The organism is Rhodococcus sp. NPDC079359, from assembly GCF_040702585.1.
GTDB lineage: Bacteria > Actinomycetota > Actinomycetes > Mycobacteriales > Mycobacteriaceae > Rhodococcoides.
The window spans coordinates 505,123-520,327 of sequence record NZ_JBFBLH010000003.1; the positions used below are offsets into that span (position 1 = coordinate 505,123).

Annotated in this window: 17 protein-coding genes and 1 tRNA gene; 13 read left to right on the forward strand and 5 right to left on the reverse strand. The window is 65.7% G+C overall.

The window, feature by feature from the left end; all coding sequences use genetic code 11:
* The first annotated feature begins 167 nt into the window (after positions 1–167).
* Positions 168–437 carry a hypothetical protein gene (locus tag AB0362_RS10730; protein ID WP_068054099.1) on the forward strand — a complete coding sequence of 90 codons (270 nt, stop codon included), beginning with the start codon at positions 168–170 and terminating at the stop codon, positions 435–437.
* A gap of 267 nt (positions 438–704) precedes the next feature.
* The gene (locus AB0362_RS10735; protein ID WP_027494494.1) at positions 705–1,379 is read left to right on the forward strand and encodes a Crp/Fnr family transcriptional regulator; all 675 of its coding nucleotides are present in this window, start codon (positions 705–707) and stop codon (positions 1,377–1,379) included.
* A 27-nt stretch (positions 1,380–1,406) separates the two neighbouring features.
* Here AB0362_RS10735 and AB0362_RS10740 read toward each other — a convergent pair whose 3' ends face one another.
* Positions 1,407–2,198, reverse strand: coding sequence for an MBL fold metallo-hydrolase (locus AB0362_RS10740; protein WP_366235568.1), 792 nt, complete (start codon positions 2,196–2,198; stop codon positions 1,407–1,409).
* Positions 2,199–2,256: 58 nt separating this feature from the next.
* Between AB0362_RS10740 and AB0362_RS10745 the strand changes: the two genes are divergently transcribed.
* The gene (locus tag AB0362_RS10745) at positions 2,257–3,141 is read left to right on the forward strand and encodes a Gfo/Idh/MocA family oxidoreductase (RefSeq protein ID WP_366235569.1); all 885 of its coding nucleotides are present in this window, start codon (positions 2,257–2,259) and stop codon (positions 3,139–3,141) included.
* 15 nt (positions 3,142–3,156) lie between these two features.
* On the opposite strand, the gene AB0362_RS10750 is transcribed toward AB0362_RS10745, so the two are convergent.
* Positions 3,157–3,615: a RidA family protein gene (locus AB0362_RS10750; protein WP_068054093.1), complete on the reverse strand. Its 459-nt coding sequence runs from the start codon at positions 3,613–3,615 to the stop codon at positions 3,157–3,159.
* Positions 3,616–3,621: 6 nt separating this feature from the next.
* Entirely contained in the window at positions 3,622–3,789 is a 168-nt protein-coding gene (locus AB0362_RS10755; RefSeq protein WP_094638696.1) for a DUF4177 domain-containing protein, read from the reverse strand.
* Between the two features lie 57 nt (positions 3,790–3,846).
* Here AB0362_RS10755 and AB0362_RS10760 point away from each other — a divergent pair, with 57 nt between their 5' ends.
* Genes AB0362_RS10760 through AB0362_RS10770 form a run of 3 tightly spaced genes read left to right on the forward strand, consistent with a single transcriptional unit; the run spans position 3,847 to position 7,382 of the window.
* A complete protein-coding gene (locus AB0362_RS10760) occupies positions 3,847–5,202 on the forward strand; it encodes a wax ester/triacylglycerol synthase domain-containing protein (protein WP_366235570.1) in 1,356 nt (451 codons plus the stop codon).
* Between the two features lie 45 nt (positions 5,203–5,247).
* Positions 5,248–6,255 (forward strand): ArsA-related P-loop ATPase, encoded by a 1,008-nt coding sequence (locus tag AB0362_RS10765; RefSeq protein WP_068054088.1) that lies wholly within the window; start codon positions 5,248–5,250, stop codon positions 6,253–6,255.
* Entirely contained in the window at positions 6,252–7,382 is a 1,131-nt protein-coding gene (locus tag AB0362_RS10770; protein ID WP_094638698.1) for an ArsA family ATPase, read from the forward strand. The genes AB0362_RS10765 and AB0362_RS10770 overlap by 4 nt, the downstream gene beginning before the upstream one ends.
* A 22-nt stretch (positions 7,383–7,404) precedes the next feature.
* Here the strand turns inward: AB0362_RS10770 and AB0362_RS10775 are convergent, their stop codons facing one another.
* Complete coding sequence (locus tag AB0362_RS10775) at positions 7,405–7,728, reverse strand: WhiB family transcriptional regulator (RefSeq protein ID WP_008712729.1); 324 nt, start codon at positions 7,726–7,728, stop codon at positions 7,405–7,407.
* Between the two features lie 294 nt (positions 7,729–8,022).
* Here AB0362_RS10775 and AB0362_RS10780 point away from each other — a divergent pair, with 294 nt between their 5' ends.
* Positions 8,023–10,371, forward strand: coding sequence for a transglycosylase domain-containing protein (locus AB0362_RS10780; RefSeq protein WP_317809699.1), 2,349 nt, complete (start codon positions 8,023–8,025; stop codon positions 10,369–10,371).
* 66 nt (positions 10,372–10,437) lie between these two features.
* Here AB0362_RS10780 and AB0362_RS10785 read toward each other — a convergent pair whose 3' ends face one another.
* Positions 10,438–10,902, reverse strand: coding sequence for a GatB/YqeY domain-containing protein (locus AB0362_RS10785; protein ID WP_032395267.1), 465 nt, complete (start codon positions 10,900–10,902; stop codon positions 10,438–10,440).
* Positions 10,903–11,108: 206 nt separating this feature from the next.
* On the opposite strand from AB0362_RS10785, the gene AB0362_RS10790 reads away from it, so the two are divergent.
* The 6 genes from AB0362_RS10790 to AB0362_RS10815 all read left to right on the forward strand — a co-directional run bounded on the left by AB0362_RS10790 (position 11,109) and on the right by AB0362_RS10815 (position 15,171).
* Positions 11,109–12,047, forward strand: a complete 939-nt coding sequence (locus tag AB0362_RS10790) for a metallophosphoesterase (protein ID WP_269596531.1) — start codon at positions 11,109–11,111, stop codon at positions 12,045–12,047.
* Positions 12,048–12,064: 17 nt separating this feature from the next.
* Positions 12,065–12,138: transfer RNA gene (locus AB0362_RS10795), tRNA-Pro, on the forward strand.
* A 117-nt stretch (positions 12,139–12,255) separates the two neighbouring features.
* The gene (locus tag AB0362_RS10800; RefSeq protein ID WP_366235571.1) at positions 12,256–12,681 is read left to right on the forward strand and encodes an SRPBCC family protein; all 426 of its coding nucleotides are present in this window, start codon (positions 12,256–12,258) and stop codon (positions 12,679–12,681) included.
* 92 nt (positions 12,682–12,773) lie between these two features.
* The gene (locus AB0362_RS10805) at positions 12,774–13,676 is read left to right on the forward strand and encodes an ATP-binding cassette domain-containing protein (RefSeq protein WP_317797831.1); all 903 of its coding nucleotides are present in this window, start codon (positions 12,774–12,776) and stop codon (positions 13,674–13,676) included.
* Positions 13,673–14,419 carry an ABC transporter permease gene (locus AB0362_RS10810; RefSeq protein WP_366235573.1) on the forward strand — a complete coding sequence of 249 codons (747 nt, stop codon included), beginning with the start codon at positions 13,673–13,675 and terminating at the stop codon, positions 14,417–14,419. Before AB0362_RS10805 ends, AB0362_RS10810 begins: the two co-directional genes overlap by 4 nt.
* Entirely contained in the window at positions 14,416–15,171 is a 756-nt protein-coding gene (locus AB0362_RS10815; protein WP_366235575.1) for an ABC transporter permease, read from the forward strand. Before AB0362_RS10810 ends, AB0362_RS10815 begins: the two co-directional genes overlap by 4 nt.
* Positions 15,172–15,205 lie beyond the last annotated feature (34 nt).

A 15,205-nucleotide genomic window follows, 5' to 3' on the forward strand; every position in this document is an offset into this window, starting at 1 on the left:
AGCTCGACGCACCAGCCCGAGGTGCGTCTCCTCGCGTTTGCGCACGTCGGGGCGTTTCGGAGCTGTCGAATCCACTCCACAACTGTACGGACAAGAATGCGTAACGTTCCTCGCGGCAGCAGCGGACCGTGTTTGTATCGAGATCTTTTCGGTGTTAACTGGCCGGTATGCAAGGACTCGCCGTGGTGCTCTTTCCGGTACTACTCATGCTCTTCGCACTCGCGATGGAACGGGTCGAGTTTCGTCTGAGCAAGCTCGGCGTCCGCGAGCAGGAAGTACAGGAATTCCTCGATCAGGCGAGCAAGTCCGAGGTCGCCACCCTGGCGAACGAGGGCTTCCCGCACGCATTGGCCCGGTTCAACACCCGCAAACGCCGCCAGACCCCGCCGCGGACCATCGACACGCGCGACGGCCTGGCCGACCAACGAGCCAGTTGAGCGCGCGTTTCGTCCCATTGGTCGTAATTTGGATGAATTTCGGGTGAACGGGAACACACGCCCGAGTCCTCTGGCAACCTGTGGTGGCGTCGATCACTCGGTTTTCACCGACTCGAAGTAGACTCCCCTGAGGTAATTGTTGTGTTTGATCATCGGATCGGCGTCGACGCCTGAACTGCACCGCAGTTCGGTGCATGGCACGAACTGAGTACAAACGCTTTCGGTGGTGCGGGTTTCCGCGACACCGACATCCCAAAAGGAGCGCAAGTGGACGACGTCCTGGCACGGGCCGGCATCTTCCAAGGAGTCGAACCCTCTGCGGTTGCGGCACTGACGAAGCAGCTGCAGCCTGTCGATTTCCCCCGTGGGCACGTGGTGTTCAACGAGGGTGAGCCCGGAGACCGGCTCTACATCATCGTTTCGGGCAAGATCAAGCTCGGGCGACGCTCCCCCGACGGCCGCGAGAACCTGCTGACGATCATGGGACCGTCGGACATGTTCGGTGAGCTGTCGATCTTCGACCCCGGCCCCCGTACGTCCTCGGCCACCACGGTCACCGAGGTGCGCGCGGTCAGCATGGATCGCGCCGCGCTCAAGGACTGGATCGATCAGCGCCCCGAGATCGCCGAGCAGCTGCTGCGCGTCCTGGCTCGCCGGTTGCGTCGCACCAACAACAACCTGGCCGACCTCATCTTCACCGACGTTCCCGGACGTGTCGCGAAGGCGCTGCTCCAGCTGGCCCAGCGCTTCGGCACCCAGGAAGCGGGCTCGCTGCGCGTGACCCACGACCTGACGCAGGAGGAGATCGCTCAGCTCGTCGGCGCGTCTCGCGAGACCGTCAACAAGGCACTGGCCGACTTCGCACACCGCGGCTGGCTGCGCCTCGAAGGCAAGTCCGTGCTGATCTCGGACTCCGAGCGTCTGGCACGCCGAGCTCGCTAGGCCGAGTTCCGTCGAGACAGCAGCTCGCTAGCTCTCGCGGAGGTAGGCCAGCTGCGTCTTGACCGACATCCGCGCAGCCGGCCACAACTTCTTGTCCACGTCGGAATAGACGTGCCGTACCACCTGCATCGGTTTCGCGTTCTCGCCGATCTCGGCGAGCGCCGAGCGAACCTGATCCAGCCGCTGCCGACGGTGGGCGCGATACGCTCGCGCCACCTCGGCGGTGTCCGGCAACTCCGGCCCGTGCCCGGGAAGTACCGTCTTCCCCGCGCCGGCCGCTTCGAGCCGGTCCAACGACTGCAGATAGTCCGCGAGCGAACCGTCTTTGGGGTCCAGCACCGTCGTGCCGCGACCGAGGACGGTATCTCCCGTCAGGATCGCGTCGTCCAGCACGAAACTCGCCGAATCCGCGGTGTGACCCGGCGTGTGCAGAACCTCGATGCGCAGCCCGGCTGCCTCGATGACCTCGCCGTCGGCCAGGCTCACGCCGTCCCCGTGCAGGAACTTCTCCCCGACAGCGCGCACCGGAGCCGCCGTCTTTCGATGAAAACGCTTCAGCCCACCGGTGTGATCGGCGTGGCGATGGGTCACCAGGGTCAGCACCACCGTGCCCGACGCGGCGACGGCGTCGAGATGAGCTTTGTCCTTCGGCCCGGGATCGACCACGATGCACTCGTCCGACCCCGGTGCCTGCAGAATCCAGGTGTTCGTCCCGTCGAGCGTCATCTTGCCCGGGTTGTCGGCGAGCAGAACCGACGCGGTGGGCGTCACCTGCCGGAGAAGTCCGTACGCGGGATGCTGGGGGTTCGAGTCGGCCATGAAAGTACTGTAGGTCGCCTTCTCCACGCCGTGTCCGGGAGGACTACCGTCGATATTCATGAAGGTCGGACTCGTCGGAGCTGGGCCCTGGGCCCGTAAGACTCAAGCCCCCTCGCTACTCGCCCATCCCGCCATCGACTTCGCCGGAGTATGGGCGCGTAGACCCGAAGCGGCAGCCGATCTGGGGGCACCGGTCTTCGAGTCGTTCGACGACCTGCTGGGTGCCGTCGATGCGGTGGCGTTCGCGGTACCACCGGCCGTGCAAGCCGGATACGCAGTCCGCGCGGTGCAGGTGGGCAAACATGTGTTGCTGGACAAGCCGATTGCCGCAACGGTGGCCGAGGCCGAAGAACTGGCCGCGGCAGTGACGGCAGCAGGCGTGCGCTCGATGGTGACGCTGACGCTCCGGTTCGCCCCGGAGACAAGGAAATTCCTCGACGAGGTCGCCGGACGACCGTGGGCAGCGGGCTCGGGAACCTGGTTCTCCGGTGCCGTCCTCGGTGGGGCGTACGCGAACTCGCAGTGGCGACACGACGACGGGGCGATCCTCGACATCGGCCCGCACGTGTTCGATCTGCTCGACGCCGCACTGGGAACCATTGTCCGCGTTGCCTACTCGCACCGCGAGGTGGCGTCGGACAGTTGGACCGTGGTGCTCGAGCACGAGGGCGGCGCAACGAGCACCGTGCAGTTGTCGCTGCGGACGCCGATCATGCCGTCCCTGATGCGCATCGAGCTCAGCGGCACCGACGGTATCGCCACTCTGACCGATCGATCCACCTCGTCGACCGACTGCTTCGCCGTCCTGCTGGACGAATTCCTCGAGTCGGTCGACAAGGGTGTCGATCACGAATGCTCGGTACACCGAGGCCTACACCTGCAGAAAGTGATCAGTGCGGCTGCCGCCCCAGTGGCGTGGTTGAGTGCCCCAGAGGGCACCTAGCCACACCACTGCGCGTCAGCGCAGTTCGACGATGAGCTCCACTTCCACCGAAGCACCGAGTGGCAGTTCGGCGACACCCACGGCCGAGCGCGCATGCTTGCCCGCATCGCCGAAGATCTCACCGATGACGTTCGACGCCCCGTTGATCACCCCGGGCTGGCCGGTGAATCCCGGAGCGGAGGCCACGAAGCCGACCGCCTTGATCACTCGGGCCACCGAATCGATGCCGACGAGCGCGTGCACGGCGGCGAGCGCATTCAGGGCGCAGAGGCGCGCCGCTGCGGTGGCGTCCTCAGCGGTGACGTCGCCGCCGACCTTGCCCACCGACGTCAGGTTTCCGTCCACGATCGGCAACTGGCCGGAGGTGTGGACGAGCGAGCCCACCTGCACCGCCGGGACGTACGCCGCCAGCGGCGGGACGACGTCGGGCAGCTCGATGCCCAGCTCGGACAGTCGTTCGCTCCAATTCGCCACGCGCGCTCAGACCTTCGGGCGCTTGAAGTACGCGACCAACGTGTCTCCGCCGTTGGGTCCCGCCATGATCGTGACGAGCTCCCAGCCCTCGGAGCCGTAGTTGTCGAGAATCTGCTTGGTGGCGTGAATCAGGACCGGCGCGGTGAAGTACTCCCAGATGATCTTTTCGCTCATGACTGGTGAGCCTATCGTTCGGTTCCACCGACGCGGTGCCGGAACTACAGTCGTCGCATGGATCGGCTCGATATCAAGGACGCCATCTATCACTTCGCGCGTGACCGCGGTGATTCTCGAGACCAGTTCTCACTGACGGCGTTCGACTCGGTCGAACGCCCCGCGCCCTCGTTCGACGAGATCGTCGCGCACGTGGAGGCCCGCGCACCGCTGGTCCCCGGCCTGGGACTGCGGCTTCGGGAGGCGCCACTGAACCTGGACTACCCGCGATGGGTACCCGATACGTCCCCGCTGTCCGAGCGGATGTCGGATCACGATCTCGGCGGTGCGCCCTGGGCCGACTTCGAGATCTTGATGGGCGACCTGCTCCGCACTCGTCTCGATCTCCGAGAGCACTCCTGGCACCTGCACGTGGTCCGTGGAATCGGTTCTGCTCCGTTGGTGCAGGGCGCGGTGACGGTGGTGATACTGCAGGTCGGGCACGCCCTGACCGACGGGCTGGGCGTATCGAGGATGGTTCGCGCACTCTTCGAACCACAGTCCGCGACAGGTGGGGCGCCGTCGCCGAATCTCACTGCCGAGCGGGAGAACCCCGTTTCGAGCACTCTTGGCGCGGTGGTCCGGGCACCGGTCGATCTCGTTCGATCACGGTGGGAGGCCCGTCGAGCTGTTCGCGCCTACCGGGGGTCGCAGCCCGGCCCGCCGTCGGTGCCGGCCACGGCGCTGAACCGGGCCGTGGGGCCGTATCGGGTCGTTCGCATAGTGCCGATGCAGAAGACGGAAGTCCGCGCGGGTGCCGCGTCGGTGACAGTGTCCGCTCTGTGTGCAGTCGGCTCGTGCCTCGATCGATATCTCGGCGACGCCGACGAGCCGCTGTCCGCGACCGGAGGCACCGTCGCGGCGTTCGTCCCGATGGCCCTACCGCGCGACGTGGAGTGGCCGGCAGCGAATCGAGCGGTGGTCGGAACGGTCGACCTCCACGTCGGAGAACCCGATATCGCGAAGCGAGCCGAGCTGATCACTCGGTCGCTCGCGGCCGAACGAGCCAGGGTGACGGCTGCACCGTTGCTCCGCGTCGCGCGCGCGGACGAGCGAGTGCCTGCACCGATCGTCCGGTTCGTACAGGGACGCCGATTCCGACAACACGACCGCTCTCCGTCGCACGTCGGTGCCCAGACGACCGTCGTCAGTGTCGACCGTGGCCGCGCGGACCTCGAGCTGTGTGGTGCCGTCGCGCGTTTCTCGGCAGGCTTTCCGTTCCTCGAAGACGGCCGGTGTCTCAATCACGGAATCTTCGGCCTGGGCGACGTGGTGACGATCGCGATGGTCGCCTGTCCCGACGCAGTACCGAATCTCGACGCGTACACCCAGGGATTGGTCGACCGACTCCGCCGACACTCCGAACAGAGTTAGACACTTCGGTCGGACGCCCGGGGACGATCTCTATATGGTCGGGGTGTGGGCATAGCGAACGAAGAGGGATGGCCGGCGAAGGCAGACGCCGCGCGGCTGCATTTCGTATCCGGTAAGGGCGGGACCGGCAAGACGACGGTCGCTGCCGCATTGGCACTGGCGCTCGCAGCCGGTGGTCGACGGGTGTTGCTGGTGGAGGTCGAGGGCAGGCAGGGCATCGCGCAGCTGTTCGACGTGCCGCAGCTTCCGCCCAAGGAGACACGCGTCGCCTCGGCTGACGGCGGCGGCGAGGTCTACGCACTGGCCATCGACATCGAGACCGCGTTCCTCGAATACCTCGAGATGTTCTACAACCTCGGCTTCGCCGGCCGCGCGATGCGCAAGATCGGTGCCATCGAATTCGCGACGACCATTGCACCGGGTCTGCGCGACGTGTTGCTGACCGGCAAGGTCAAGGAATGTGTGGTGCGGACCGACAAGAAGGGCAACCGGGCCTACGACGAGATCGTCGTCGACTCGCCGCCGACCGGCCGCATCGGAAACTTCCTCGACGTCACCAAGGCCATGGCCGACCTGGCCAAGGGCGGACCGGTTCGTTCGCAGAGCGAGGGCGTGGTTCGGTTGCTGCACTCGGCCGACACCGTCGTACACCTGGTGACGTTGCTCGAGGCACTGCCGGTGCAGGAGACGGCCGACGCGGTGCGTGAGCTAGAGGCGGCAGATCTTCGACTCGGCGCGGTCATCGTCAATCGCACCGAACCGACGTACCTGCCCGCCGAGTCGCTCGAGGCCATCGCCGAGGGCGAGATCGATGCCGTCGCCATTCAGGACGGTCTCGCCAAAACCGGAATCACGCTCTCCGAGGCGGACTTCGCGGGGTTGCTCACCGAATCGATCGAGCACGCGGCAACGCTCTCGGCTCAGGTGGAGAGCGCAACCACGCTCGACGAACTCGACGTCGCGCGGATGTCGCTGCCGATGTTGGCCGATGGTGTCGATCTCGGCGGCTTGTACGAGCTCGCCGCCAAGCTTGCAGAACAGGGTGTCCGATGACTCGACCAGTAGCAACCGAACTCGATGTCGACCGCATCCTGACCGATCCCACGTCGCGGATCGTCGTCGTCTGCGGGGCAGGCGGAGTCGGCAAGACCACCACCGCGGCCGCGATGGCGCTGCGCGCTGCCGAGCAGGGCAGGCGGGTCGTGGTGCTGACGATCGATCCGGCCCGCCGCCTGGCTCAGGCTCTCGGTCTCGGTGATCTCGACAACAGCCCGCAGCCGGTGAAGTTGGGTGCCGGTGCCAAGGGTGAACTGCACGCGATGATGCTGAACATGCGACGCACGTTCGACGAGATGGTCATCGAGCACTCGACGCCCGAGAAGGCCGAGCAGGTGCTGGCCAATCCGTTCTATCAGACTGTGGCGTCGTCTTTTTCGGGCACGCAGGAGTACATGGCGATGGAGAAGTTGGGGCAGTTGTCCCTGGACTCGTCGTGGGATCTGATCGTGGTGGACACTCCGCCGTCGCGCAACGCACTGGACTTCCTCGATGCACCGCAGCGACTCGGCTCGTTCCTCGACGGCCGTTTCATCCGGCTGCTCACCGCTCCCGGCCGCGGCATCACCCGCGTGGTCACCAGCGCGATGAGCTTGGCCATGCGCGGCGTCTCCACGGTGATCGGCAGCCAAATGCTGTCCGACGCATCAGCTTTCGTGCAATCGCTGGATTCCATGTTCGGCGGGTTCCGCGAGCGGGCGACGCGTACCTACCAGCTGCTTCGCGAGGACGGCACCAGCTTCCTCGTCGTCGCTGCCGCAGAACCCGACGCGCTGCGCGAGGCGGCCTTCTTCGTCGAGCGCTTGTCTGCGGAGAAGATGCCCCTGGCCGGGTTGGTGGTGAACCGGACGCACCCGACGCTGTCGTCGGTGCAGGCGGATCACGCCGCGACGGCGGCCGATCTACTCGATCGGATCGACGACCCGGGTGCGGATCTGACCGCCGCTGTCCTCCGGATCCACGCCCAGCGCGCCGTCACGGCCGCGCGTGAGGTGCGGTTGCTTCGCCGGTTCACCGGTGCGCACCCCCGCGTGCCCATCGTCGGTGTTCCGTCACTGCCGTTCGAGGTCTCCGACCTCGCCGCGCTGCGTGCAGTGGCCGATCAGCTGACTCGCAAAGGCTGAATCGGCCCTGCCCGGCAGGCGACTAGATGGCTGCTTGCTGCTGACGCTGGGTCTCGAAGAACTCGGACCAGGAGTCGACCTCGGGGTGCTGCTTGAGCAGCGCCCTGCGCTGGCGTTCCGTCATGCCGCCCCAGACACCGAACTCGACTCGATTGTCGAGGGCATCCGCACCGCACTGCATGAGTACCGGGCAGTGCCGGCAGATGGTTGCGGCCTTGCGCTGCGCTGCACCCCGGACGAAGAGCTGGTCCGGGTCAGTGCCCTTGCAACGGGCGTGCGACACCCAGGCGATGCGTGCCTCGGCTTCTTCTACATCGAGTCGCGTCGGCGCGGTTGTCGTGTGCATGCGGATACCCCTTTGCGTTGCGGACGTCCTCGCTGGACGTCCCGGAGGCTCGAAGCGGTTTGTACCTCGTCAGGCGAAGCACAAATTCTAGGAGCTGCCCCACATTCATTATCAAGTGTTATGCGAATCACACCGTGCTCATAATTTAGGTAAAGCGAGCCCCGAATGCAAGACGGCGGGGTCACATTTCTGGTACGGCCGTCCCGAGCAGGGGCGCAGCACACGGCGCATGCAGGCCTCTGCCGGTCCGAGCCACACCCACGTACGCTGTGCTCTGTGTCAGTTGGAAAAACCGTGGCGAAGCTCGCCGGATGTTCAGCACTCGCCGGTGCATTGCTCGCCGGCGTGATGTTCCCCTTGGCCGGTGGGTTCGGGTACGCCTCCAACCGTGCCGCCGATACCGTCGACAACGTCTCGGCCGAGTTGGTCGAGGGCGCAGTGCCTGCCGTCTCGACGATGACGGACGTCAACGGCACGCCCATCGCCTGGTTGTACGAGCAGCGCCGATTCGAGGTGCCGAGCGACCAGATCTCCAACGAGATGAAGCTCGCCATCGTCTCGATCGAGGACCGCCGCTTCGCCGAACATCAGGGCGTGGACTGGCAGGGCACGCTCCGAGCGTTCCTGACCAACACCACCAGCGGGCAGGTCGAGCAGGGCGCATCCACCATCGATCAGCAGTACGTGAAGAACTACCAGCTGCTCGTGGTGGCCAAGACCGACGCCGAGCGCCGAGCGGCCATCGAGACGACGCCCGCTCGCAAGATCCGCGAGATCCGCATGGCGTTGACGCTCGACAAGGAACTGACCAAGGACGAGATCCTCACCCGGTACCTCAACCTCGTTCCGTTCGGCAACGCGTCCTTCGGCATCCAGGACGCCGCCCAGACCTACTTCGGTATCGATGCGAGCCAGCTCAGCGCCGTCCAGGCCGCGATGCTCGCAGGCATGGTGCAGTCCAGCTCCGCACTCAACCCGTACACCAACGAGGAGGGCGTGCTCGAGCGCCGGAACACCGTGCTCGACACGATGATCCAGAACCTCCCCGAACGCGCCGACGAGCTCGCCGCGCTCAAGTCCGAGCCGCTCGGTGTGCTGCCCGTTCCCCAGACCCTGCCCCGCGGATGCATCGCGGCAGGCGACCGCGGATTCTTCTGCGACTACGCACTGCAGTACCTGGCCGAGGCGGGAATCAGCCAGGAACAGATCGACAAGGGCGGGTACCTCATCCGCACGACGCTCGACCCCGCGGTACAGAACTCCACCAAGGCCGCCCTGGTGGAGAACACCAGCCCGAACCTCGACGGCGTTGCCACCGTCATGAACGTCGTCGCACCGGGCCAGGACCAGCACCGAGTTCTCGCCATGGGCAGCAGCCGCACCTACGGCCTCAATGCCGACGACGACGAGACGGTGCAGCCGCAGCCGCACTCGCTGGTCGGCAACGGAGCGGGCTCCATCTTCAAGATCTTCACCACCGCCGCGGCGATGGAGCGCGGGCTGGGAACCAGCGCGACGCTGCAGGTGCCCAGGCGCGTCGAGGTCAAGGGCGTCGGCGACGGCGGTGCACGGAACTGCCCGGCAGCGACCTACTGCGTCGAGAACGCGGGCAACTACCCGGCGTCGCTGTCCATCACCGACGCGTTGGCGCAGTCCCCCAACACCGCGTTCGTCAAGCTGATCGAGTCGGTCGGCGTCACCCCGACCGTCGACATGGCCGTTCGTCTGGGCCTGCGGTCGTACAACGATCCCGGCTCGTCGGGCACCGACCAGTCCATGGCCGATTTCCAGAAGGATCAGAATCTCGGCTCGTTCACCCTCGGACCGACCTGGGTGAACCCACTGGAGCTGTCCAACGTGGCTGCCACGTTGGCCTCGGGTGGCATGTGGTGCCCGCCCACCCCCATCGACTCGATCTTCGACCGCGACGGCAAGCCCGTTCCGGTTGCTCACCAGGCGTGTGAGCAGGTCGTCGAGCCCGGACTGGCGAACACCCTCGCCAATGCCATGAGCAAGGACGACCAGCCGGGCGGCACGTCCGCCGCAGCGGCCGGCTCCGCCGGCTGGACCCTGCCGATGGCAGGCAAGACCGGCACCACCGAGTCGAACAGGTCCTCCGGCTTCCTCGGGTTCACCAACAACTACGCCGCCGCCGTGTACACGTACGGCGACTCACCGACGCCGAGCGAGATCTGCTCGTTCCCGCTGCGGCCATGCAGCTCGGGCAACCTGTACGGCGGTAACGAGCCGGCTCGAACGTGGTTCGACGCCATGACACCGATCGCCACCAACTTCGGACCCGTCGCGTTGCCACCCGTCGACCAGAAGTACGTCCGCGGCTCGGCCAACGGCCAGGTACCCGACGTCACCGGCCAGAGCCAGTCGTCGGCGACATCGACCCTGCAGGGCGCAGGCTTCCAGGTGACGGTGGCCACCACGGCCGACCAGGCGGCTCGCGGCACCGTGGTGTCGACGTCGCCGTCGGGTTCGGCGGTCCCCGGATCGAACATCACGATCTACGTCAGTGACGGTTCGGTTCGACCTGCGCCGGCTCCGGCACCCGCGCTGCCGAACATCCAGATCCCGGACCTACCGCCGGGCATCCAGATTCCGGCGATCCCTGGGATCACGGCACCTCGCTAGTGCCTGCGGCAGTGGTGCGGTTGGGTGCCCCAGAGGGGACATAACCGCACCACTGCGCGGAGCGCACTACAGGCGGTCTTTGACAGCCTTCGACAGTCGCGATCCGTCGGCCTTGCCTGCGGCGAGTCCCGACGCGATCTTCATGACCTGACCCATCTGCTTCATCGCCGGTCGCTCCCCGAGGTCTTCGGCGACCTGGGCGATCGCGGTGTCGACGATGTTCGCCAATTCCTCGTCGGTCAAGGGCGTGGGCAGGTACTCGTCGATGATCTGTGCTTCGGCGCGCTCGTTCGCAGCGAGTTCGCCGCGGCCGTTCTGCGTGTAGATCTCGGCCGATTCGCCGCGCTTCTTCGCTTCCTTGGCAAGCACTTTGAGAACGTCGTCGTCGGTCAGATCGTGGGCCTCCTTGCCGGAGACCTCCTCGGTCTGGATGGCGGCGAGAATCATGCGCAGCGTTGCCAGGCGGAGCTTGTCCTTTGCCTTCATCGCTGCGGTGAGGTCGGTTCGGAGGCGGGCCTTGAGTTCGGACATGGCGGAAACGCTACGCGGCACAGTCCTCGGCTCGCACGTCCATATCCGGTTGCTGCCGTATCGTGGATGAGGTGTCCGCACAATTCAGTCCCTCGTTTCTCAGCACGTCGACGCAACTGCGCAGTGCCTCCACACAACTGCGCAGCGCGTCCTCGCAACTGCGCTCCGCCGCAGAGCAGGCGCGCGACGCCGTCAGAGCAGCGCCGCTGAAGAGTTCCGTGATCGGAACGGCGGGCGCGGCGGCGTTGGGTCTCGGATACGCCACACTCATCGAACGCAATGCGTTCACGCTGCGCGAGACGTCGATGGCGGTGCTCGAGCCGGGTTCGGCGACGCTGCGAGTGCTCCACATCAGCGACCTGCACATGATGCCCGGCCAGCGGATGAAGCAGAACTGGCTACGTGAGCTGGACCGCCTCGAACCCGATCTGGTCGTGAACACCGGCGACAATCTCTCGCACCAGCGCGCCGTGCCCAGCGTCGTGCAGGCGTTGGGGCCGCTGCTGGCTCGGCCGGGTCTGTTCGTGTTCGGCAGCAACGACTACTTCGCGCCCAAGCCGAAGAACCCGTTCAAGTACTTCGACAAGAACCACAAGCGCACCACCGGCGACTCGTTGCCGTGGCGCGACCTGCGGGCCGCGTTCTCCGAGCGGGGCTGGCTCGACGTGACGCATGTGCGTCGCGAGCTCGAGGTGGCCGGGGTACGGATCGCGTCGGCGGGCGTCGACGACCCACATCTGAAGCGCGACCGCTACGACACCATCGCCGGCCAGCCCAATCCCCTCGCAGACCTACGTCTGGGCATCACGCACTCCCCGGAGCCGCGAGTGCTGGACAAGTTCGCCCAGGACGGATACGACCTCGTCCTCGCCGGACACACCCATGGCGGCCAGCTGTGCCTCCCGTTCTACGGCGCGCTGGTGACGAACTGCGAGATCGACCGTTCGCGGGTCAAGGGCCCGTCCAAGTGGGGCGCGCACACCCAACTGCACGTCTCCGCAGGCATCGGAACGTCGCCGTACGCGCCTGCACGGTTCTGCTGCCGCCCCGAGGCCACCCTGATCACGCTGACTCCGGCCCCGAGAATGGGTCCGAAAAACGTCTCCGACGAGGGCGTTTCGCGTTCCGAGGCAGTCGTGAGTTAGACTTCTCCAGCAGTACACGGGGTGTGGCGCAGCTTGGTAGCGCGCTTCGTTCGGGACGAAGAGGTCGTGGGTTCGAATCCCGCCACCCCGACAGTTGGACCACGAAGAGGGACCCATTCGATTCGATCGAATGGGTCCCTTTTTTCACGCGGTGGACGGCTACTGTGAGTCGACTCTGTCGACCCCGAGCGAACGGATCTCACGACCCATGCCGACCCCCACCCGCGTTCACGTCAAGCACCGGTTCGTCTCTCCCCCCGAGGTCGTCTTCGCGGCGTTGTCGGAGCACGAGAACCTCGGCCCGCTCTTCATGGCGAAGATCGGCCGCGTCCGGGACGGTGACACCTCCCGCAACGGCGTCGGGTCGACGCGCAGCCTGAAGCTGGGTCCGCTTCCCGCGTTCGAGGAAACCACGATCACCTCCGAGCCCAATTCGCTGATCGAGTACCGCATCACCAAGGGCGGTCCGCTGCGCGGCCACTGGGGCGTGCAGAAGTTCACCCCCACCGCCGACGGCGGCACCGAGCTCGACTACACGATCGGATTCGACGCACCCGTCCCCGGCCTCGCCGCGATCGTCGGTAAGGCACTGACGTCGAGCATCTCGAAGAATCTGTCGACCCTGGCTCCGTAGCGCCGCCACCCGGCGGCAAGTCATACCCGAGTAGGACACCGGACATACTCGGGACCGACGATTCTCGCCGCCGAATGCGGGACGGTCGAGGCATGGACATCGTCAGAACTCACAGCCTCGGCAAGCGCTACGGCGCCCATACCGTTGTCGACGACGTGAACCTTCGCATTCCTGAGGGCTGCGTCTACGGCTTTCTCGGTCCGAACGGATCGGGCAAGTCGACGACCATGAAAATGTTGCTGTCCCTGATCCGACCGACCTCCGGTGAGGTGGAGATCCTCGGGAAACCGATGAATCACGGGACCCGCCGCGAATTGCTCTCACACATCGGATCACTCATCGAAGCTCCACCCGGATACGGCCATCTCACGGGTGCGGAAAATCTTCGCATCGTGCAACGCTCGCTCGGATTGCACGCCGAACAGATCGACCGGGCGGTGGCCACCGTCCGGCTGCAGGAGCACCTCGACAAGAAGGTGAAGAACTACTCGCTGGGGATGAAACAGCGCCTGGGCATCGCGATGGCGCTGGCGCGCGAACCACGACTTCTGATCCTGGACGAGCCCACCAACGGCTTGGACCCGGCTGGCATCGAAGAGATCCGCGGACTGCTTCGCCATCTCGCCGAACACGGCGTGACAGTGATGGTCTCGAGCCATCTGCTCGGCGAGATCGACAAGACGGCGAACATGCTGGGGATCCTGAGCCAGGGGCGCTTGATCTTCCAAGGCACCCGCGACGAGCTGTTCGCCGCCTCCACTCCGGATGTACTCATCGACGTCATCGATCCGACTTGTGCGCGTTCGGTTCTGCAACAGCGCATTTCGGTCGAGGTCGAGGATCACACTCTGAGGCTGTCCGGCATCGACGATCGAGGTGCCGCACAGGTGGTGGCAGAACTCGTCGGCGCGAACGCAGGCGTCTACGGCGTTCGGCGCGACGATCAGTCGCTCGAAGACGTATTCATGAATCTGACGAAGGGTGGCCGATTGTGACGACCGTACGCAACGAGTTCGCCAAACTCAGGCACCTGCACATCGGCGCGATCGCCGCTGTGTTGGTCGCCGCAATCGTCGGGTTGACCTTCGTCGGCGCTATCACCGCAACAGCGTCGAAGGATTCGACCACGGTCTCCTGGGCGCTGCTACTGGCCGGGCTGTCCCTTGCCGTCCCCGTCGCATCCCCGCTGCTGATCGCCGTGATGGCCAGCCGCACAATGGAAGTCGAGCACCAATCCAACGGCTGGCTGCTGAACCGGACCAATGGAGCCGGGCGCGGAGCCCTCGTGCGCGCGAAGCTCGTCTCGACGGGCCTCGTCGTTGCCGGCGCAACGGTTGCGGCCAGTGCTGGAGGTGTATTTCTGGGAATCGCAGTCGGAGTGACCCAACCCTTGCCTGCCGACCTGTGGTTGGGCTACACGGCGGCGGCGGTGACGACCAACCTCGTGATACTCGCTGTGCACCTGCTGATCTCAGCGCGTGTGGACAACCAACTGGTCGCGCTGGGAATCGGCATCGTGGGTACCGTCATCGCGATCTGCGCCTCCGGATTTCCCTCCTGGGCAGCACACCTGACGCCGTGGGGCTACTACTCCTTGGCGTCTGCCGCCGACTACCGAGGCGAACAAGTGGTGACGCTGAACCCGTCCTACGCCAGCGTCGCCGCCCTCGCAGTTGTCGGAGCAGTGTCGTTCTGGTTCATGACCGTTCGACTCGATCGACAGGAGGTACGAGCATGAATGCGTTCTCGGCCGAAATGATCAAGCTCAGGCGCTCGCAGGCATGGGCGGTCGTCGTTCTCCTCCCGCTGATCATCGCGGGGGTCGGAACGTTCAACACGATCGCGTCGGGCGCAGAGCTGACAGAGGGATGGCGCACATTGTGGTTGCGCACAGTCGTGTTCTACGGCCTGTTCCCACTCGCACTCGGAGTTGCGGCACTGGCATCACTGGTTTGGAAATCCGAACACCGAGGCGGGAATTGGAATGCCCTGATGAGTGGGCCGGTACCGTCGGTGCGCATCGTGATCGCCAAGACGGCTGTGGTGGCAACACTGACCGCGGCCATGAACATCGTCATGCTGGCAGCCGTCGTTGTTCTCGGCAAGGTGGTGTTCTCGCTCGACGGAGCGCTCCCCTCCGAGCTCTTCGCGACCGGTGCGCTGATAGTGGTGGGGTCACTACCGGTCGCGGCACTGCACTCCGCTCTGTCGATGGCCGTCAGGTCGTTCGCGGTGCCGATTGCCATCGCTCTCGTCGGGGCCGGTACATCGGTGTTCCTCCTCACCGCCGAGGTGACCGGGGCGATCTTCGTGCTGCCCTATGCCCTGGCCACTCGCGCAACCCAGTTGACCTCCGGAACTTTCGGTGACTCGGGTTCGCTCACCACCGGGGCCGCACTGTCGGTCCTGACGGCCACGGCGCTGCTCACTGTCGCGGTCGTCGCATCGGCAGGCAGGGCACTCGACCGCAAGGACATTCACGTCCAGTGACAGCTCGAGGCCCCGACCGAATGCTCTCGATCGG